Raw genomic sequence first — 20,096 nt, forward strand, 5'->3', positions numbered from 1 at the left:
ATATATATTAAAAAATATTTATATAATATACTCTTAACTACAACGATAGTGAGCGATTAATGAAGTGATTTCTGATAGGAATAAAAAATAGCATCAACCAAATTTCCTTAGGTTGATGCCATTGGGCAGATACTACAGCTTTTTCAATTTTGGAAAATATGAAAATTCGTCATTCTTTAAAATCAGATAGCCTGCAGCAACGATACCTCCCAGTATTTCCGCTGCCGGCACCGCAATCCATACACCGGCTTCCCCTAAGATATGCGGAAGAATGCAGATCATGCCAATCAGAAAGATAAAGGTTCTGGAAAAGGATATAATTGCCGAGGTTCTGCCATCGGAAAAAGCAGTAAACATCGCAGATGAGAATATACCCAGCCCCATAACAGCAAAGGCCATAGAATACCTCATAAAGCCGTGCAGTGTAATTTCATATACAGAGCTATGGGCAGGGGTGAAGATCGTTAAGGCATCCTTGATGGTCAGATGCAGCAGAGCATTTGTTACAAGGGCAGCGATGAGCAAAAATACCAGACTGCTTTTGAATATACAACGCAGCTGTGCTGTATCGTTATTTCCGAATTTGTAGCTGATGATCGGTGCGATGCCATTTGAATAGCCAAAATAAAGCGCTGTAAAGATATACTGAACGTATAAGATAATAGTAATAGAAGCAACACCATCCTCCCCATAGAATTGCAGCAGGGTGTAATTAAACAGCAGAGTAGTGACAGCATTTGCCAAGTTGGTAACCATCTCCGATGATCCGTTTCCGCACGCCTTTAATAGCACACTGCGTTCAAATCGCACACGCACAAAATGCAGAGGATTCTTCCTTGCCGTAAGAAAATATATCATTCCGACAGCTGCCGGGATACAATAGCCGATTCCGGTGGCGATTGCCGCACCGGCGATTCCCATGTGCAACGGTGCCATAAAGATATAATCCAACACAATATTCGTAACACCTGCCAAAACGGTGACACAAAGACCAAGCGTTGGTTTCCCTGCTGTTACGAAAAATGTTTGAAAGGCCGTCTGAAGAAAAAATGCCGGAGCAAACGTAAAGATGACTTTTGCATATGGTATGGATAAGGGCGCCTGTACGGAGGTGGCACCTAAAAAGCCCAGAATTTCACTTGCAAACAGATTGCCGAATAGTGCAACAGCAATTCCGATTACAAGCTCCACAGCAATCAGAAAGCTAAAGCTGCCTCTTGCCTCCTGTAGCTTTCCTTCGCCCATTTTCCTTGCGATCATGGCGCTTCCCCCTGTTGCCAGCATGATGGCGACCGCCATTTCAAAGCAGATGGCCGGATAAAACATATTGACAGCAGATAAGGCAGTAGTTCCAATCAATCTGGATACAAACATACCGTCTATAATGATATACATCGACAGACTGATCATCATAATAATGTTCGGTAAAGCAAACACAAGCAGAGAGGAAAACGAAAATTTCCTTGCCAGTATATTATCCATGTTCAATTTCCTGCTTCAACAGCTCATAATACTCCATGTTGGTATCAATCAGCTGCTGCCGCTTTTCCTCTCCCAGCTGTAGCATAGCATGCTCCTCCATAGAAAGGAGCGGTTCGAGAACAGAGGATGCAAATTCTGTTCCCCGCTCTGTAAAGGTGATGAGTCTCTCTCGCTTATTTTCAGTATTTGCACGGATATTGAGATATCCCTTTTTCTCAAAGTCCAGCAAAATACCATGTACGGTTTGCTTCGGCAATGCCCACCATTCACATATTTGCTTCTGCGTGCATACTTTATAATCATGTAATGTATACAAAACAACCAAAGCATTATAATTCAGGTTATACTTTTTCGCCCAAATCCGATATACATCCAGTGTCCCGCTCAAAGCGATGTTAACTAATTTAATTTGTTCACGTATTTCCATAACTTCCCTCCATTGGTACGGATTCGTACCATAAACATATAATAGTACGAATCCGTACTATTGTCAATGCATTTCTTTTCATTTTCATGCCATATAGAAATACTTCTGTAAAGCAGCTCTTTTGATCCGGTATTCTGTATGCTCTGTGTTATTTATGAAAAATCACGTTGGATTCCCTGCTTCAAGCCTATGAGTAGGTTGCATGCAAAAGCTGATTTCTGCACAAGGCGCAATGATATGCTAATGCATGTTGATATCGAAGAGTCCTGAAAAAATGCTGACGGATGCCAGCACAACAATGAAAGCATGTAGCCCGTGTTGAGTACTACAAAAAAACAGCCCATAAAACCTATTCGGGCTGTTGTATCTACGCACTTATATTTCCTGTTTCATCACCTTATCAAGCAAACGCTCACTCACTGTCATAAACTGCAAAAGCCTGTTTTGAACAGTCTTCTCCCGCAGCAATAGCTGATGCAAAATTTCCTGCCGCAAAACCTCATCCTGAAAATCATACAGAATCTGGCTGGCTCCATGCACGCCTTTCAATGCAGCTTCATCACACAGCTGCAAACGGGACACGGATGCCAGAAATACGAGCTGCGCATCCAGACAGTGCTGCATGCTGCCGCTTACATTCTGCAAGGCAAGGCGTGCTGCTCTGGTTCTCAGATACGGATTGCGCTGGAATACAGGTAGCTCCTCGACCTTTTTCAGGCAGCCCTTCAGCTCCAGTATAGAAAGCTGTAGAAGCTGTGCCTGCCGCCTAGCCGTTTCCATGCTGCAGCATCCTTTTGAGTATATTTTCGACCATGGTGGCATTGCGATATTGCAGCAGGTATTTCTTCTCCAGCACCAGACTATCCTGCGTAAATATCAATGTGACACTGGGAATTTTCTGATTGATATCCACAAGCATAGAAATCTTCGTATGCTCTCTTGATAGCTCTTTTCCATCCAGCAGGATACTCTTCCTCTGCAGGTTGATATGAAAATTGCGGTCACGTTCCTCCCACAGATGAAACTGCTCGACAATTTCCGGATACAGCGTGATGGAGCATTCCAGTGTGTCATAAGGAGAAAAGCGCTCCTTCATGATATGGAACAGCTTTTCCTGCTGCTTTGCAAGCTTTCGCTCCACAATTCCCCGTACTGCTTCGGGATTGGGGTTGCGTTTTAAAGAGGCCTGATGAATCCGCATAAGATCATGAGCATCCGTCAACGCATTGTGTTCCACAGCTCCCTCTATATCATAAGCCGTTTTCAAATCATCCAGCGACAGGGTGGCAGAGACAAGCGCATTCTGAAAAATCACTGTAGCGGAAATCTGTTTCTGCAGGTCAATAATCTCTCGAAACAGCGTGGAATCCGCATGATGCCGCTCACATTCCTGCAGCAATGTCCGTCGATCATCCGGACCAAAGCTGTATACTTTGCAGCTATCCTGCGCATAGGGCTGCAGCCACTGCATAAAGTTCTTTAAAACAACCGGAAAGCTCTCTGCCTCGCGAATATCCCGATCCTTGAGATGGGTCATTTTACGTACAACAGATGTGAGCCTTTTAAAATTTTTAGGACAGACGAGAGAATAAAAGGTTTCCTCATGCTTCTCCCTTTTCAAAACAGCACCAAGAGAAACAACCATCTGACAATGCCGTCCATTGATCCTTACGGCATCAAATTCTGCATCAATATATATATGAACCATATTTCAATACCTCATTCGTTTTTCGTATGAACAGTGTTTGTAAAAAGCTATGCAATCTGGAAGATATAAAATTTCAAATAGGATGTTTCCGGTACATTCCAGAGAATTGGATGATCACAGCTCTGCTGTCTTGCCTCAATCTGACGAAGAGATACGCCGGCCGCCTCCGCTGCCTCATGCAGCATGCTTTTGAACAGCCCCTCATTCATGAAATGTGAACAGGAGCAGGTTGCCAGATATCCGCCTCTGGGCAACAGCTTCATTGCTGCAGTATTGATCTGTCGATAGCCCTTCACTGCGTGGGAAATCGTTTCTCTGGATTTTGTAAAGGCCGGGGGATCAAGAATGATCATATCATATACCCGCGGCTGCTTTTTCAAATCCTTTAACAGCTCAAACACATCGGCTGTTTCAAAGGTCATACGCTCCTGCAATCCATTCATATCCGCATGATGCTTTGCCATATCGATTGCCGTTTGTGATATATCTACGGCATGCACATGCGCAGCACCTCCCTTGGCAGCATTCAAAGCAAAGCTGCCGGTATGCGTAAAGCAGTCAAGAACATGCTTGCCCTTTGCAATTCGGGCAATGGATGCACGATTGTATTTCTGATCCAGAAAAAATCCGGTTTTCTGTCCGTTCTCCACATCTACATCATAGTGGATACCGTTTTCAAGGATGCTCGTGATACAGCTTTGCGGATGATCCGGTAATTCACGATGCGTATACCATCCCTTGCTTTCCTTTAGCCCCTCCAGCTTACGGATTGCCACATCGTTGCGCTCATAGATACCTTTGACAGCCACATGATATTCATCCTTCAAAATCCTTACAAGCATGGGAAACAGCAAATCCTTTCGCTGCTCCATACCATAGGAGAGTGTCTGTACAACAAGCAGATCATGAAAGCGATCTACGGTAAGGCCGGGTAAATAATCAGCCTCTCCGAAAATCAGCCGGCAGGCATCAAAATCCTCTCCCATTACAGTTGCACGGTAGCTGATTGCATGCTGCAACCGGCGATAAAAGAAATCCTCATCAAAGCTGTCATTGGCATTGCGGGATATCAGGCGGATGCGGATGCGGGAATTTCCGTTATACAGCCCGCTTCCCTGATAGCTTCCTTTTTCGGAAAATACATCAACAATATCTCCGTTTTGAATATCCGCTTCCAGTGCCAGCACCTCTCCCTCATATACCCAGGGATGACCGCTTTGCAGCTTCTTTGTTCCTTTTTTGGTTATCGTAACCTGTTTCCATTCACGTGTAGTTTTCATTTTATTCTTCCATTTCCTATGATGTAAGGCGGCAGCACATTGCAATCATACGCTTATTCGCTAATTCATATGGACATATTATAGCAAACGCATGCTGAATACGCAAACAGAGAAGGAGTATCCCTATCCACATGGCTCTCTGTGTTTCCAAAATATGCTCTTAATCATTCATCAGAGCCAAGCATAACTGTTCATCATCATGCAGGGCTGCTTATCTAAAAGGTGATACTCTGTACCTTATCTATCACTCATTTTTCTATCCTACATTTTCCAGCATGACCATAGATTGTGAACATAGCGGCTTGTCTATCAATTGCTTCACTGAGCATGCTTGATGCCTACAACACAAGCTTTACCCTTGATCAATGAGCTTGTCATACAACGCTGGATAACAACAAAGCAGCTGCTGTCTATTATAAAAAATTTTGAGTTTAAAATCGGGATTGATACCAAGCCTTTTTTATCATGTATACATATTTTGTATACGTTTTTTAATTACTGTAGGATTAAAGGAAGCATCTGTAATCATCTGCTGCAAAAAAGCCATGTACCTTACGCACATGACTGATTTCATGCTAATACCTGCAGAGATTTATACTACTCGCATTGCAGCGTCACGACCATTATCTGGGGGCGGTTGTTGATGCGCTGCGGCGCACGACTGTTCCCAAGTCCTCTTGATACGACCATAGTACATCCCTTTTGTTCATAGGCTCCATCCGTGTAGGAAGGAAAAATCCCCTGATCCGGCGCATACAGTGCTCCCAGCTTCGGCACTACAATCTGACCACCATGTGCATGTCCGCAGAATGCCAGAGATACGCCCTCCTTTGCATAATCCGCAAAATGCTCCGGACGATGAGAGAGCAGGATAGAAAAGGATGTATCTACGGTCTGCATGAGGCTATGCAGATTCATCAAAAACCGATCCGACGCATAGGGATAGAATTTTTTATCCTTCAGCCCCAGTATGGATATGCTTTCCTCCTTGCGCGACAGCTCCAGCTTGCTGTTCTCCAATACCTGCACCCCATAATCCAACAGCACCTGCTTCAAATGCGGGTATACGGGAGAAACCGCTTCATGATTTCCCGGCACATAATACACCGGTGCCACAGTAACCGCCTGTTTTATCAGCTGAACAACCGGCTGCATCGTATTCTTTGCAGTTCTGCGCCGATCGATCAAATCTCCTGTGATAACAATGATGTCCGGTGCACTCATACGAATTTTGCGAAGCAGATGCTTTTGATGATAGCCAAAGCGTGTTGTATGCAGATCGGATAGCTGTACAATACGAAACCCTGCAAAAGAGGCAGGAAGCTTCGCACTGCGCACCCGCAGATGACATACTTCCAGACAGCGGTTCTCATGATGCGAGAGCGCGAGTGCTGCAGCAGTGAATGCAGCACCAGCCACTGTATATGTTTTTTTCTTCATCTTATTTCCTCCTTGCCTGATTTGCGATATAATACCTGTGGTGATACATATGAATAAGCATATAGCATTCATCGGCTCCAGTGTGGCTGATGTAATCATTAGAATTCCTCATCTTCCTGTACGACAGGAGGATATCAATATCGAAGCACAGACGCTTTCCCTTGGCGGCTGTGCCTTTAATGCCGCATGGATGTGCCGTTTGCTTGGGAGTGACCCGCTATTCTTTTCTCCGGTAGGTACCGGAATTTACGGTGACTTTGTCCGTCGCCAGCTACAGGAACGCAAAATCGACATTTTGCTGGAAAGCGAGGAAGAAAACGGCTGCTGTTACTGTCTGGTGGAGTCAGATGGTGAGCGCACCTTCCTCAGTCACCATGGTGCGGAATACCGATTTCAGAAGGAATGGTTCTCTCTGCTGGATTCCTATGGTGTTGATACTGTGTATGTGTGCGGTTTGGAGCTGGAAGAAAAAACAGGCATATACATTCTCGATTATCTGCAAAAGCATCCACAGCTTACTATCTATTTTGCTCCCGGACCACGGCTGTCCGCACTTGCGCAAGGCTGTATCGAGACGCTGTTCAGCCTGCACTGCATACTGCATTTAAATGAAGAGGAAGCCTGCAGCTTTACCGGCTGTCCGACTGCTCAACAGGCCGCAGAAAGTCTCTATGAACGTACACACAATATCGTTATCATCACCCTTGGCTCACGGGGATGTCTGCTGCAGCAGGAAGGAAAATGTACACACATTCCTACAGAAGCGGTTCAGATTCAGGATACAATCGGTGCCGGCGATGCCCATATCGGCAGCATCATCGCGTTACGCGAGCAGGGCTATTGCTGGCAGGATACGCTTCGCATTGCCAATCGCATTTGCGGACATATCGTAGCATTGCCGGGAGCGCTTATGAGTGAGACAGAGCTGGCAGCCCTGTCTCTATTCTGAAACACTACTCAGCTTGCCACTGATGGAATTCATCATAAAGCCGTAAATACGCACATCCTTTGGTATCAGAGGATGTTTTTTTAACAGCTCCACACTCTTTGCCACACTCACACAGCCATCATCAAAGCCCTCCAGCCAGCGGTCAAAATCTATTCCGCAGTATCGCAGGGATTCAATAGCACTGTTTGAAATACCGCGCTTACGCATATCCTCCAGCAGATTTTCGGCATCCATATGCTGTACACCGCAGTCCGTGTGACCGATAACCAGAATTTCCTCCACACCCAGTTCATAAATGGCAATCAAAAGACTTCGCACAACACTGCCAAAGGGATGTGTGATCACCCCTCCTGCGTTCTTTATAATTTTTGCATCGCCGTTTTTTATACCAAGTGCTGCCGGCAGCAGCTCAATCAGCCGCGTATCCATGCAGGTAACGATAGCCAGACGCCGATCCGGATATTTGCTTGTTTGATACGGCTCATAGCCCTTGTTCTTAACAAATTCCTCATTGTATCTCAGAAGATCTTCAATCATTGACCTTCCTCCTTTCACATGTGTGAGCATTATACCATGAAATCATCAAGGAATTGTGTGAGACTGTGCTTTCTGAAAAAGTAAACCAGCCAGGAAAACAGGCCCAGCACCGCCATGATAAAACAAAAGGCAAAGGTGTAATCCTCCTGCTTTTGTTTAACCGGTTCCAAATGCAGCGTCAGCACATAGCTTCGATTATAGTTGTATGGAGTGATTGCAAAGGTCACATCCTCCTTCAAGCGATAATTCTTTTCCTTTTCATCCAGATGCAGGCGATATGTGCCTATTGGCAGCTTCTGCAGCTGAATGCTGTCCCTGTCACTGGTGATATTCCGAAGCTTTTTCCCCTGCTCATCTAGCAGCTGCATGGACACATGTGATATTCTTTCATCATTCTCCTGCCGGATACGAAGCTTTACCGTCCCCAGCATTCGTTCATTTACAACCTTCCAGCTTTGCTTCTTCTCCTGTGTTCCATCATATACAAAGCTGATGCGCTGTTTTGTTTTCTGATAGCCATAATCTGTCTGCGTCTGGATGAGCTGATATTCTCCGTAATCAAGATCATGTAAAACGATTGTGCCCGTTTTATCACTGGTCAGCTCCTGCAGAGGCTCTCCATAGCTGAACAGCTGAAAGGCGGCTCCCTCAAGGGGTTTCCCGGTATCATCCTGTACCTGAACCACCCCCTGAACCACTTCTTCCTTAGCCTGCACAGGGGTCAGAAATACAGATATACATACTCCACACAGGACACATTCTTTGATCATCGCTATCACCTCAATCTATCCTATGTGAGGTGCTCATGTTTTAACCCTGGTTTTCATCGACAAAAATCTTCTATACCATTTCAGAGCAAGCAAGATATTCACCAAGCATTGCATCGCAATAAACAGTAGAACATACATTTATTCTGGAATCCCAGAAAATGCTGATTTCCTCAATAAAAAAACGCTGATTCATCACAAATCAACGTTTTTTTCAGTTTTTATTAAAGGACAACCGTCATACCTTATCTTTTATGGTAATCCTGTATTTCTTTCAAAGCTCTTTTTCCAGTGATCCAAAAGCTTTATGAACAAGTGTTGAAAGCGTAATCCCAGCCATGAGCTTCTGATAATATACCAGTGTTGCTTCCAGTATATCTGCCGTCAATACAGTATGTAGCAATCCATATATCTCTTCATTTCTGATATCATTTTCTGCTGCAAATTCGCCATGCATACTACCATACCATAGCGCGGCTGCACACACGATACAGAAGCTCTCCGGAAACTCGCCGTTCGCACTGACTAACAAAAGTGGTGCAAGGATTCGTTCCTTTCTTCCAAGCTTGCGCACTACATCCCGCGCATTACGTTCAATGGTATCGGGAATACCGCGATTTCTGAATTTGGTCACTGCCATATGAGAGAATGCATGCTGACGTTCTATGTCAATACCATAAGCAGCGGCAACCGCCTGATCCAGCTGTCTTCTTGCTATATCCGTCAGCCTTACGATATCAGCGTCGTTCGCTGCAGCTGCATAGGAGGTATACCCAAGATATGCACCAAGGTAGGAAATACATGCACTCAATGCGTTATATGTATAAATTTTGCGCTCCAGTAAGTCCTGAAAGCTATGCTCAGCATACATCCCATGAAATGGAAGCTGCGATGTTAAACAGGATGCATCATAAGGAAGATGATCCAAATCCTCACTCATGATATCCAGAACCCCGTCTTTCTTTAACGTTGTACAAAATATAACAGATTCACTTAACTCAGCAATATCGGCAAGCTCACATAGCTTCTGTTTAGGAGAAGTTCCGTTTTCAGCAGTGATAATGATTGCTTTATGTGCCTTTCTACGTTTTTGCAGGGCAGTCCTTAACGGCTGTACAAGCGCAGGCAGATGCTGCTCTGAAACACTCGTAAAGATAACATCTGCTTCCTGTAGGCTTTCAAAGCTTTCCTTTTCCTCCCAGCTGTAGGCACGGTAATGCTCAATAGTCAGGGGCTTCCTTTCGCTTCCGCAAAACGATATTTCATAGGTTGCGGCTATCCTCAACTGCTCAATAATACGCGTATCACAATCAATAAAGGTAAAGTTCTCCTTTGATAAAGCAAGCAGTCTGGCGATATAGCCTCGGCCACATTGTCCGGCGCCTATGATGACATTATTCATGTACGATTCCCCTTTCTTTCAGCGCTTCTATTTCCTGTAGAATGCGATGAAACAGTTCCTCTTCCTCCTGCAGCTGACAAATTTCTTTCAAAATATAGGAAACACCGAATGACTTTCGCATTTCCTGCAGCCTGCAGGCTACCTCATCCGATGATTCATCATAATATAGAGCAGCAGCAATCGCACGGACCATCATGTTTGGATCAATGCCGTTTCTTAATGCCATACGCGCAGGAGCAATCAGGCGATCGTGTGGTCCCAGCTTGCGAATCGGATCCTTTGCATGTCTTTCGATTCGATCGACAATCTGCCAGTCTGCATATTTTGCTCTCGCTTTTTCTGCGAGACGGTATTGTTCCTTTGGGAGTGCATGAAGCTCAGCAATCAGCGTTTCATTGATTTCACAATACAATTCATCCAGCATACCGGAGAGCTCAGGTGCATTCGCCGCTTCCGCTACAATACGATAACCGAGCAGATAACCGTAATATGCGATAAAGGCATTGGAGGTATTGTTCGTATACAGTTTTTGTTCCAGAAATCGTCCGAAATGCTCAATCAGCTTCATCCCCTGTATACTGATGTCTCCGCGAAAGGTTGATGCATCAATCGGCAGCTCCCAGAAATTCTGTACCCAAACACCAAGCGGTTCGTGTTTCAGCTGATCAACAGAGGGCTGCGTGGCAATTCGCATGACTACCCCTTCACTGACCGCGCCGTGCTGCTGCCATTCGGAAAGCCTGTTAACATTTGCTTCAATGGAAGAGCGAAGCGTTTTCCCTGCATCCTTCCAGTTTTCGCATGTGATGATATTCAGAGCTTCCGGATAGGTGTTCATATGATCCCATGCCGCCGCAATCACATGGCCGATTTGCGATAGATGATTCCCGCCTGCAGCCGTGAACAGCAGCGCAGCCGTTTCCATTTCCTTTGCAATCGTATCCAGCTCGGACGATAAAACAGCACGGTAACGATCCACCTCCGTATTCAGATGCTCCGCTCCTAGTATATGAACCGTATATGCTTTCTGTCGTTTCAGCAGATCAATCAGCTGTTTATCAACATCGATAAAGACGATTTCATAGCCGCTGTTATACAGCAGCTGAGCAACAAAGCCCCTTGCAATTTTCCCCGCCCCAAAGATAATCGCCTTTTTCATACGCTCCCCTCCTGTACAGATGCGTGCAGCATCGCAGCGAGCGCATGGCGGCTGCGACACTCGACAATTTTCTGTACATTCTCTCGATCCTGCAGCACACAGGCTATCTGTGATAACATAGCGATATGCTCCTGCTGCTTACCGGCGATACCAATCACCAGGTGTACTGCGTTTCCATGATAGTCAATCGGTGTGCGGAATTGTAAAACAGCAATACCGGAATGCAGGATTTCCTGTTCGCTGTGACTGATGCCATGCGGTATGGCAACACCATTACCGATATAAGTCTCACATTCCTTTTCCTTTAACAGCATTGCTTCATAATATGCTTCCGTAACATAGCCGCCTTTTCTAAGAACCTCGGCCGCAGTATAAATAGCTTCCTCCTTCTGCATCACCGGAAGATTCAGAAAGATATTTTCAATCGGTAGAATGTTCTTCATATTCTGACCTCAGGCATGCTCTTTCTTTTCCTGTTTCAGCCGCTCGATAAGCTCGTCATATTCCGGTGCTGCAAGATAATTTGTTATGACGACAAACGTTTTTCCAGGTGCACTCTGCAATGCACGCTCATACAGTCCTTCATGGCATACAATGATATCACCGTCCTTTGGTATCCCTTCGATCGAACTGTTTTTCACCTCGATATCCAAACCGGCTTCCTGCACCTTCTTCTGCAGGATACCTGCGCCCATCGCACTGCTTCCCATTCCGGCATCACAGGCGAATATGATTTTCCGTACGGTAGTCATGGAGTTGGCTTCGCTTTCTGTAGAGGTCTTGATTTCATCAAAATGCTTTGATTTTTTACCCTTGAATTGTTCCATCATTTCTATCGAATCATTGAAATCCTTTTCCTTGCTCTTATCCACCTTCAGAATAAAGGAGGCAACAAAGAAGGATACAATTGCTGCAACCAGAATGCCAGACAGGTTAATCAGATACATCCCCTTCGGTGACATCATCATGATGGAAATCACACTTCCCGGAGATGGATATGCAACCAGACCGGCTTTTAGAAACAAATATACAGGTGTTGCAGACATCCAGCCCAAAATGGTCGCAATAATCAGCTTTGGCTTCATCAGAATATACGGAAAGTACATTTCATGGATACCACCGAAGAAGTGAATGATCATGGCACTTGGTGCAGCCTCCTTTGCTGTTCCCTTACCATACAGCCAGTATGCAATCAACAGTCCAAGACCAGGGCCGGGATTTGAGCTGAGCAGAAAGAAGATTGATTTTCCCATTTCAGCAGCCTGTTCAACACCCAGCGGTGCGAAGATTCCCTGCGATATAGCATTATTCAAAAACAGCATACGTGCAGGTTCCATGAAAATCGGAACAAGCACCAATAGACTCTTATCAACCAGCCATTGCACACCTGCAGCAAAGAAACCGTTCAGGGTTTGAATAACCGGTCCAATCAAGGCATAACCGAGAAGACATAGCAGCATGCCGATAATACCTAGGGAAAAGTTATTGACCAGCATTTCAAAGCCCGATGGAATTCTGCCATCCACCAGCTTATCAAATTTCTTAATAAGCAGAGCACTCAGCGGCCCCATAATCATAGCTCCTACAAACATTGCAATATCAGAACCAACGATAACGCCCATCGTGGCGATAGCTCCCATAACAGACCCTCGCTTTCCATAGACAAGATGTCCACCGGTAGAGCCTATGAGCAGCGGTATCAGATAAATCAGCATTGGTTGCTTCAATAAGGCAAGCTCTTCATTCGGAATCCATCCGTTTGGTATAAATAAAGCTGTAATCAATCCCCATGCAATGAATGCACCGATATTGGGGAGCATCATCGCGGTCAGAAAGCCACCGAATTTCTGAACCTTCATTTTCCATTCCTTCATCGTTCTATTTCCTCCAGTATGTTTTACTTCTGTAAATAAGGATTGCAATCTTTTTACACCTTCAGTTTAACAAGAGCGCAGGAAAACGGCAAAGCATTCCAAGGCTTATTTTGTCACGATGCAATTTGCCAGGATTGTATCAGCTTTGTCGTGATTTTATTCTGACAAAGGTAGTTATTGTCAACCAGATAAATGATACCTTCATATATCAGCTCCATAAGACGCTGATTGTTCGTTTGACAAAGGGTTTCAATCAGCGAACTGAGACTACACCGTTCTCTTTGAAGTGCCAGCTGTTTAGATTCCTCGTCCGACTCATCGTTGTAAAATAGTGCAGCGGCAAGTCCCAGTGCGATGGTTTTCGGTACCACATCATGCTTGAGCGCCTTTTCACATATTCCGCTAAGACGTTCCTCTTTTCCCAGCTTTCGCAGTACGCCTTTACAATGCCGTTCGATCCGATCATCGCTATGCTCATACTTTTTCCTGGCAAAAACAGAGAAATCCTTTTGATCTGCCGGAGATACCCCTAATTCACGAATCAGTGTAAGGTTGATTTCATCATAGCAGGACACAAGTAGATGTTGAAGCCGCTGATCTGCCATAGCCTCTTTCAGGGTTCGATACCCCAGAAGATGTCCCAGATAACCAATACATGCGCTGCTGGTATTGTTGGTGTATAACGCCTGCAGCCGCAAATGTTCATAATTGTCGACATAGCGAATTCCTTCATATCGAATCAAATCTCCCTTCATACGGTTTTTATTGATATACAGACGCATTCCCTGCTGAATCTCCACCTGCAATTCATTCTCCGCAAATTGCGAATGTGATGCCAGCGACATGGATAACGCCTCACAAATCCCTATAATTTCTTGCACGCATTCCAAATCCGACTGCGACATACATGTCTGCAATCCCTGTAAAAACTGACTTATTTTATCCGCACTGTTTTCACAAAGGATGATATTCTTTTCCTTTAAACGATTGGATCGATAAAGCTCGGACAGTCCCTTTCCGATAATCGCTCCACATTCTGTGATATGTCCGGATGAAACAGAAGTAAATATCAGCTCTGCCTCTTCTACAGCCTGACACATTCCCGCCAGATCATCCACATCAATACACTCACCACAATGCAGCTGCATACTGATATTTTGTTTTAAATCTTCAACGGTATATTGCTTTTGTGCTCGTAGCTGCTGTAATAGAACGGTATTGGTATCCATGAATATTGGCACGAGATCATTGTTCCTACAGATCATTCCAAGGATTCCGCGTCCCTGATTTCCTGCCCCTATAATCAACGCTTTTCGCATATGCTCACCCTCCTCAAATCATATCAGCCAAAAGAATACGCGTCAGCATGGTAATGAATTCCTCATCATCCTTTGACAGCAACGCCTTTTGAAATGCCTCATCAGCTACCGCATGCATAGAAACACTGCTCATACATTCCAGCACTTGTAGCTGCTCCTGTACTGGTGCAATCATTAAAAGTGCATATTGAACCGTATACTGCTCTGCTTTGTACATATATGTAAACGACTGCTTTAGTTTATATAGCTTTAACTGGATGATATCCTTTAGTCTACAATGAATCAGCAATAGCTTCAGTTCTGGAATCACCGTATTTCCCAATTCCTCACGCAATCTGGTTTTTTCGTAAAATTCTTCACGGTCATTCTCATGAAGTGCACGATTCGCTATACCGGTCCAAAGCTCACGCAATCCGGAAGCGCTTATTTCCTCAACACGAAACTGATCTACAATCGTGATAGTGGTTTGTAAGCGTTCCAGTATTTTCTGTTTTGGAATCGGAGCATTGACAGCCTTCTTTATGCTAGCTTTCCTTTGAATATCTTTCGTATCATGACGATTTCTCGACAATTTTTCATACAGCTTATTCACAGCTTCATAATCCTGCTCCGTTGGTATTGGATGTACGACAACAACCGGAAGCATCATAGTCTCTAAGGATATCGTTGAAACCACCATATCATATCCCTCCTGCAGCATTTGCATTTCATGAAATTCCTCCAAAGAAAAATCATGTTCAACTTGTAATAATGGATAGCGCCGCATTAGCATTTCTGTCAGCATTTTGCTGGTCCCCATGCCACTCATGCATAAAACAGCTACCTTGATTCTACGCTCACAATTCTCCTGTTCAATCATGCTAGCTAGTACATGAACCGTGATATATCCTATTTCGTTTTCATTGATACGGATACCATAACGATTTTCAAAGAGCTGCAGATGCTTCATGACAGCAGAGAAGACTGACATATATTTCTTTTTCACTTCACTCAGATACGTATTACTGATAACTGTACCCATTTTAATGCGATGAATCATCAGCTTCATATGCATGCTCAAACGATCCACGAGATCTGCATCACGATTTAGAGCCACAGCAAGCTCCTGTTCCAAATCCCCTAAAAAATGCAGTGTCAGATAATATAGTTCTTCATCATACTGATAGGCATCCGTTTGCAAATCCACTTTGCGCATAGATAGGTAAGCCGCCGTATATAAGTTTGAAGAAGACATGCTTAACCGATTTGCTTTCGTCTCTTGATTTACCTTTTTCATGAATTGACCATAACGAAGATTCACCTGACTTTCCAGCACAGGTGATTGATAGCCGCTATCCTCATAATCCTGCAGATACTGCGGATACCAAATCATAATTGTTATCAGAATCAGGAAATGATGATAATCCTCCAGTACAAATACAGATGCCAGCGTATAATCGAATGCATCGGCAAGCCGTTTTACCTCCCATAGCCGCGAAAGTGAGAAAAAAGTATGCATAGCCTCTTGTACCTGCTCATTCAACAGATACTGATAGCGGACTGTATCATGTCCCCATTCCATATAGGGAAGCAGAAAGCTTGCTATAGCCCATGCAATATCTTTACGTTTTCCCTGAAGCCTTACTCCCTCACCCCGCTGCGTATGGATGCGAACATGATTTAGCGACAGATAGTCCTCTATAGAAGAAAGATCATTATGGAGCGTTGTCATACTGACATTCAGTCTATAGGCCAGATAATACAGCTTTGTATATTCCTGTGCAGGTTGAAAAAGCTCAATCATAATCATGATCATTCGCTCATTCCCTGTATAAACAGCCACTGTTTTATTATCAATAGATGCAAGCAGGCGTTCTTTGTCTTCCTTAGTTCCAACCAGCTTTATTCCCTTGCGTTTTTTTAGCTCAACGCGAATGTCATAGCCAAGCGCATACGTCTGTATTTCCTTCATAAAGCGCAGAACACTGCGCGTACTAACATCCAGATACTCTGCCAGTTGTTCATAGCTGATAAATTCCTCCGCATCCAGCAGCAGCTTTAATAGCATCAATTTCTTTCCATCCATTTATCACACCTACCTTCACAGGAATCATATACCATCTAATACTCTCCTGCAGACACAATGAAAAAGAGATCAGATTGTATCAGATCCCCACCTTAACGTTCATGCTTTCATTTTATCATAATACTGTAGAATGTCTATTTCATTTGAAAATGTTAATATCAAGTGCTTCTCCTATTGGTGGTATTTCAAATCCATAAGCCCTCTGCACAATCAAATAAATATCAGATAACGAAAATGAGATTTACCTTATGAAAATTTGATTTCTATCATTTGATTACAAAAAAAAGACTGCGGCTTGATGCTACCCCAGTCTTTTCAGCTCCTCGCTTTTACTCACCTTGCGGTGTTGAATCCTGTTCCAGCATAGCACGAAGCAGCGCAACGACTTCCTGATTCGTTTTTTCTCTGGCCTCTACGATTTCCAAAATCGTTTTTGTTCGGATCGCGGTCAGCTCCTCATTCAATTCATGCGGTATTTTCTCAATCGCTGAAAATGCCTCCTGCAGATATTCCTTCTGCTGTAAAATTGTATCGATCCTTGTCAGGATATCCTTCTTATCGTTTGTCTCCAAAGTCTTTTCCTCCATGTTTTCCGGCGGCGTAATCAGACAGATGCAGGATGCTGTCACATAGTACGCCCTGCCTTTTTTCACCAGTCCTCTTGCACGGCGCTCATAGGTGTTTTGCAGATAAGCACCATGCTCATCAATGACCTCTATATGCTTCATTTTCTCATCCTCTTTGTACCTTCGTCTTTTTATGATGGGTGTCTCCCCCTGTACACCTTAACCATATAATAAATACTTTGAAAATGCAAGTATATGTTGCACCTATCTTTATTATCCTATTTTCATATTGCTATTTATTAGCTGATTCCGTTTAGAAAATCACAGATTTATCACACGGAATTGGTGTTATTCATTAAAGTTTTACGAAAAAATTGTTAATAACTGACAGAAAATAGTATTTCCATATTGCCTAGATTACATATTTGGTCTATTATAATTATGTTACATATTTATTCCAAAATAAGAAGGAGAGAAGAAATCATGAAGAAATTAACAAAGCTATTATGCTGCGGCGTTCTTACATGCATTATGGGAATTTCGACAATGCAGACACACATCGCAGCTAATGAAACGCACACTGGAGAATCAGCAACTGAGAAAAAACAGGCGAATGTAAACGACATAACAGCAGCCTTCACGACAACAGAGGATGGAACATCCATTTTGGTATTGGAAGATAAGAATTCAGGGGCGGATATTTACGGTTATTATGAAATCACCTACACCAACAGAACACCGCATCTTATCTCATTCCCCAACGAATCGACAGAAAATACAACAACAAGTATAACGCAGCCATTTGAAATAAAAATGAGCGGTACAGCAGAAATATTGATAACATTGAATTCCACTGTTCCAAATGCTCCACAATCACGTTCCTTTACAGTTACACATGATGTAGAAAAAGTAGTCAATGCCAACATTGATGATGTACTTAATATAGAAGGGCATTTTTTTGGAGGCTTGGGTGATGATAATGAATTCCTTAATAAAAATGAGATAACAATCGAAAGTGATTTGAGCAATTCACTAGATTTCGTTGTTAATCCTGTATTGAAGGAAGGCACTCCCTACAAATTCGATGAAGGCTTCACATTGAAAGTAGAGAGCACGAACCCCCAGATATTAGACTGGAATCAGACATATGAACGCTTAACACGACACGGCGCTTTTTTACCAGAAGGAGCGATCAAGGGATATGGAGAAGCCGTTGTAAATTTCCTTATCGTAAACAAGAAGGATGGAACACAAAAAAGCTTCCAAAAAACGTTCAAGATAACAAAACCAGCTTCTGAGCCTGTACCAGAGGAACCAAAAGATGAAGTTACCTATATTTCCGGCAAAGATATATTTTTAACTGATCAAATCAAACAGCAGGCTATAGATATGATACAGCATGCTGACAAAGCGGCAACCATCCATTTGCACCTGAAGGAAAATCTGAAAACTATAACTTTACCAAAAGAGCTTTTACAGGCAGCCAAGGATAAGAACGTTCCGTTAACTGTAAATGTTGAAATGAATGGAAGTATGAATACATGGACGTTTGAATCAATCAACGAGGTTATGGATATCAATCTTTCAATGTCGATCAGAAAGCCAAATGATGCAGAAGCAGCACAAGCAAAAGATTCTTTGGTACTCGCATTTGAACACAGCGGGCGCTTACCAGAAGGAACTACCGTAAAAACCTATGTTGGGGATACCTTTCAACCAAAACAGAATGTTCAGCTTTCCTATTTCAATGAAACAACAGGAAAGCTAGAAGAGACAAAGAGATATACCGTTGATGATAATGGTTATGTAACGGTTGTCATCAATCACTGTTCTGCCTATGTTCTGCAGGCTGCAAACGATGTATCCGTCTCCGAAACAATAAAACCGGAAGAGAAAAAAGATACAGAAGCAGCTGCACCTGCCGATTTGAATAAGAAGGATGTTACAGAAAAGAAAAAATCTGATGTTTTAGCCGGCAGTGTAAATACAGGAGATCATACGAATACATATTTCTTCATAACCCTATTGGCATTCAGTGGTGTCATGGTTATAGCCAGTAAAAAGAAAGCAAAGATAACAAAATAAATCGCTTATATGAAGGAGCTTGTATACGCATTGCGACTTCAAACGCGAAGCATGAGACGCTGAATACAAATGTACAAATCAAAACCATTCCATACCTTGTTTGTCAAATACAGTATAAACGAGCTATCTATGGATGATACTACACAGAATGATATGTAATAAAGGAAACCGTGTTAACAGCACGGTTTTTCATTTTGTTCATTAAGATGATTGAACTTTTGCATACATATATGTAAAGTCGGTTATCATAAATGAAACAGTACTATACCCTCGGGCGCTTTCCTAAATTATCAGGTCACATTTATACTTCCAAGGCTATTTCTATATGATTCTGTTCACACCTATTCTAGTACTTTCTATGCGACATATCCGTTATAAGTTATTCTAAGGAATAATAAGTAGCAAAAACTGACATGGAATAATTTTGTATATAGAATAAACATGTACTAAAATTACGCAACAAGGAAGGTGAAGGATTATGTCTACGAAAAAAGATTTTATAGATATACTTGCTAGTAAAATGGAATTGATGAATATGACACAGACAGAATTGGCAAAGAAGCTCGGAATTTCCAGACGTGCCTTAAGCAGTTACATGTGTAAGAAGTCTGAACCCTCTTTGGATACTTTATCAAGAATGTGCAAGGAATGTGAACTGGATTTAAATTATGTTCTTTCAGTTAAAGAAGATACCACCTGTATGGATGAATTATTTATTAAGGCTGATGAAATGAGACTTGTCAAATACTATCGAGAGTTAAATCAGCAGCAAAAGAAAAAGTTTATAGATATAGCTGCGGTTTTGTGTAAAGCATTGAAATAACATGCTCGCATTTGATCGGATAAACTTATCATCGCTCCTTATAAAGGTACATTCGAAAAAAATGCAGACGATTCTACTTTCGTCTGCATTTCAGATTGTTGACAAAAGCCTATACCTTTTCGTAAGGACATAGGCTTTTTATTGTATATAGGCAATTTTCGAAATGAAATTGTCTTTTTTTGTATATTTTGAAGGATATATTGAATTTTTTGA

General features: G+C 42.9%; 18 protein-coding genes. 3 read left to right on the forward strand and 15 right to left on the reverse strand.

Features of this window, described 5'->3' with window-relative positions; translation table 11 throughout:
• Window positions 1-132: 132 nt before the first annotated feature.
• The 6 genes from NE665_RS20650 to NE665_RS20675 form a co-directional block, all read right to left on the reverse strand.
• Window positions 133-1,482, reverse strand: coding sequence for an MATE family efflux transporter (locus tag NE665_RS20650; RefSeq protein ID WP_117444089.1), 1,350 nt, complete (start codon window positions 1,480-1,482; stop codon window positions 133-135).
• Window positions 1,475-1,909: a MarR family transcriptional regulator gene (locus tag NE665_RS20655; RefSeq protein WP_117444090.1), complete on the reverse strand. Its 435-nt coding sequence runs from the start codon at window positions 1,907-1,909 to the stop codon at window positions 1,475-1,477. Before NE665_RS20655 ends, NE665_RS20650 begins: the two co-directional genes overlap by 8 nt.
• 375 nt (window positions 1,910-2,284) lie before the next feature.
• Window positions 2,285-2,689 (reverse strand): hypothetical protein, encoded by a 405-nt coding sequence (locus tag NE665_RS20660; RefSeq protein WP_117444091.1) that lies wholly within the window; start codon window positions 2,687-2,689, stop codon window positions 2,285-2,287.
• Window positions 2,676-3,617 carry an exonuclease domain-containing protein gene (locus tag NE665_RS20665; RefSeq protein ID WP_233104804.1) on the reverse strand — a complete coding sequence of 314 codons (942 nt, stop codon included), beginning with the start codon at window positions 3,615-3,617 and terminating at the stop codon, window positions 2,676-2,678. The genes NE665_RS20660 and NE665_RS20665 overlap by 14 nt, the downstream gene beginning before the upstream one ends.
• Before the next feature lie 47 nt (window positions 3,618-3,664).
• Complete coding sequence (locus tag NE665_RS20670) at window positions 3,665-4,897, reverse strand: class I SAM-dependent rRNA methyltransferase (protein WP_117444093.1); 1,233 nt, start codon at window positions 4,895-4,897, stop codon at window positions 3,665-3,667.
• A gap of 597 nt (window positions 4,898-5,494) precedes the next feature.
• Complete coding sequence (locus NE665_RS20675; protein WP_117444095.1) at window positions 5,495-6,337, reverse strand: metallophosphoesterase; 843 nt, start codon at window positions 6,335-6,337, stop codon at window positions 5,495-5,497.
• 49 nt (window positions 6,338-6,386) lie between these two features.
• Here NE665_RS20675 and NE665_RS20680 point away from each other — a divergent pair, with 49 nt between their 5' ends.
• Window positions 6,387-7,286, forward strand: a complete 900-nt coding sequence (locus tag NE665_RS20680; RefSeq protein ID WP_117444096.1) for a PfkB family carbohydrate kinase — start codon at window positions 6,387-6,389, stop codon at window positions 7,284-7,286.
• Here the strand turns inward: NE665_RS20680 and NE665_RS20685 are convergent.
• The 9 genes from NE665_RS20685 to NE665_RS20725 form a co-directional block, all read right to left on the reverse strand.
• On the reverse strand, window positions 7,278-7,823 hold the full coding sequence (locus NE665_RS20685) for a carbonic anhydrase (protein WP_117444097.1): 546 nt from the start codon (window positions 7,821-7,823) through the stop codon (window positions 7,278-7,280). The genes NE665_RS20680 and NE665_RS20685 overlap by 9 nt on opposite strands.
• A 29-nt stretch (window positions 7,824-7,852) precedes the next feature.
• Window positions 7,853-8,593, reverse strand: a complete 741-nt coding sequence (locus NE665_RS20690) for a prealbumin-like fold domain-containing protein (RefSeq protein ID WP_117444098.1) — start codon at window positions 8,591-8,593, stop codon at window positions 7,853-7,855.
• Between the two features lie 271 nt (window positions 8,594-8,864).
• Entirely contained in the window at window positions 8,865-9,992 is a 1,128-nt protein-coding gene (locus tag NE665_RS20695; RefSeq protein WP_117444099.1) for a 2-dehydropantoate 2-reductase N-terminal domain-containing protein, read from the reverse strand.
• Window positions 9,985-11,151, reverse strand: coding sequence for a mannitol-1-phosphate 5-dehydrogenase (locus NE665_RS20700; RefSeq protein WP_117444100.1), 1,167 nt, complete (start codon window positions 11,149-11,151; stop codon window positions 9,985-9,987). Before NE665_RS20700 ends, NE665_RS20695 begins: the two co-directional genes overlap by 8 nt.
• Complete coding sequence (locus NE665_RS20705; protein ID WP_117444101.1) at window positions 11,148-11,594, reverse strand: PTS sugar transporter subunit IIA; 447 nt, start codon at window positions 11,592-11,594, stop codon at window positions 11,148-11,150. The genes NE665_RS20700 and NE665_RS20705 overlap by 4 nt, the downstream gene beginning before the upstream one ends.
• A 9-nt stretch (window positions 11,595-11,603) precedes the next feature.
• Window positions 11,604-13,025, reverse strand: coding sequence for a PTS mannitol transporter subunit IICB (locus tag NE665_RS20710; RefSeq protein WP_117444102.1), 1,422 nt, complete (start codon window positions 13,023-13,025; stop codon window positions 11,604-11,606).
• A gap of 113 nt (window positions 13,026-13,138) precedes the next feature.
• Entirely contained in the window at window positions 13,139-14,344 is a 1,206-nt protein-coding gene (locus tag NE665_RS20715; RefSeq protein ID WP_117444103.1) for a hypothetical protein, read from the reverse strand.
• A 13-nt stretch (window positions 14,345-14,357) separates the two neighbouring features.
• Entirely contained in the window at window positions 14,358-16,409 is a 2,052-nt protein-coding gene (locus tag NE665_RS20720; protein ID WP_178760044.1) for a PRD domain-containing protein, read from the reverse strand.
• A gap of 329 nt (window positions 16,410-16,738) precedes the next feature.
• Window positions 16,739-17,137, reverse strand: a complete 399-nt coding sequence (locus NE665_RS20725) for a hypothetical protein (protein WP_117444105.1) — start codon at window positions 17,135-17,137, stop codon at window positions 16,739-16,741.
• 321 nt (window positions 17,138-17,458) lie between these two features.
• Between NE665_RS20725 and NE665_RS20730 the strand changes: the two genes are divergently transcribed.
• Together NE665_RS20730 and NE665_RS20735 are read left to right on the forward strand one after the other, a co-directional pair.
• Window positions 17,459-19,060: a hypothetical protein gene (locus NE665_RS20730; protein WP_117444106.1), complete on the forward strand. Its 1,602-nt coding sequence runs from the start codon at window positions 17,459-17,461 to the stop codon at window positions 19,058-19,060.
• 478 nt (window positions 19,061-19,538) lie between these two features.
• Window positions 19,539-19,883, forward strand: coding sequence for a helix-turn-helix transcriptional regulator (locus NE665_RS20735; protein ID WP_117444107.1), 345 nt, complete (start codon window positions 19,539-19,541; stop codon window positions 19,881-19,883).
• Window positions 19,884-20,096: the final 213 nt, after the last annotated feature.

Source organism: Clostridium sp. DFI.1.208 (assembly GCF_024463855.1).
GTDB lineage: Bacteria > Bacillota_I > Bacilli_A > Erysipelotrichales > Erysipelotrichaceae > Clostridium_AQ.

Excerpts from the sequence above, each read along its gene's own strand:
- NE665_RS20710 (WP_117444102.1), bottom strand. The coding sequence starts at position 13,025 with ATGAAGGAATGGAAAATGAAGGTTCAGAAATTCGGTGGCTTTCTGACC.
- NE665_RS20735 (WP_117444107.1), top strand. The coding sequence starts at position 19,539 with ATGTCTACGAAAAAAGATTTTATAGATATACTTGCTAGTAAAATGGAA.
- NE665_RS20675 (WP_117444095.1), bottom strand. The coding sequence starts at position 6,337 with ATGAAGAAAAAAACATATACAGTGGCTGGTGCTGCATTCACTGCTGCA.
- NE665_RS20680 (WP_117444096.1), top strand. The coding sequence starts at position 6,387 with ATGAATAAGCATATAGCATTCATCGGCTCCAGTGTGGCTGATGTAATC.
- NE665_RS20670 (WP_117444093.1), bottom strand. The coding sequence starts at position 4,897 with ATGAAAACTACACGTGAATGGAAACAGGTTACGATAACCAAAAAAGGA.
- NE665_RS20705 (WP_117444101.1), bottom strand. The coding sequence starts at position 11,594 with ATGAAGAACATTCTACCGATTGAAAATATCTTTCTGAATCTTCCGGTG.
- NE665_RS20730 (WP_117444106.1), top strand. The coding sequence starts at position 17,459 with ATGAAGAAATTAACAAAGCTATTATGCTGCGGCGTTCTTACATGCATT.
- NE665_RS20700 (WP_117444100.1), bottom strand. The coding sequence starts at position 11,151 with ATGAAAAAGGCGATTATCTTTGGGGCGGGGAAAATTGCAAGGGGCTTT.
- NE665_RS20655 (WP_117444090.1), bottom strand. The coding sequence starts at position 1,909 with ATGGAAATACGTGAACAAATTAAATTAGTTAACATCGCTTTGAGCGGG.
- NE665_RS20650 (WP_117444089.1), bottom strand. The coding sequence starts at position 1,482 with ATGGATAATATACTGGCAAGGAAATTTTCGTTTTCCTCTCTGCTTGTG.
- NE665_RS20665 (WP_233104804.1), bottom strand. The coding sequence starts at position 3,617 with ATGGTTCATATATATATTGATGCAGAATTTGATGCCGTAAGGATCAAT.
- NE665_RS20685 (WP_117444097.1), bottom strand. The coding sequence starts at position 7,823 with ATGATTGAAGATCTTCTGAGATACAATGAGGAATTTGTTAAGAACAAG.
- NE665_RS20660 (WP_117444091.1), bottom strand. The coding sequence starts at position 2,689 with ATGGAAACGGCTAGGCGGCAGGCACAGCTTCTACAGCTTTCTATACTG.
- NE665_RS20725 (WP_117444105.1), bottom strand. The coding sequence starts at position 17,137 with ATGAAGCATATAGAGGTCATTGATGAGCATGGTGCTTATCTGCAAAAC.
- NE665_RS20715 (WP_117444103.1), bottom strand. The coding sequence starts at position 14,344 with ATGCGAAAAGCGTTGATTATAGGGGCAGGAAATCAGGGACGCGGAATC.
- NE665_RS20695 (WP_117444099.1), bottom strand. The coding sequence starts at position 9,992 with ATGAATAATGTCATCATAGGCGCCGGACAATGTGGCCGAGGCTATATC.
- NE665_RS20720 (WP_178760044.1), bottom strand. The coding sequence starts at position 16,409 with ATGGATGGAAAGAAATTGATGCTATTAAAGCTGCTGCTGGATGCGGAG.
- NE665_RS20690 (WP_117444098.1), bottom strand. The coding sequence starts at position 8,593 with ATGATCAAAGAATGTGTCCTGTGTGGAGTATGTATATCTGTATTTCTG.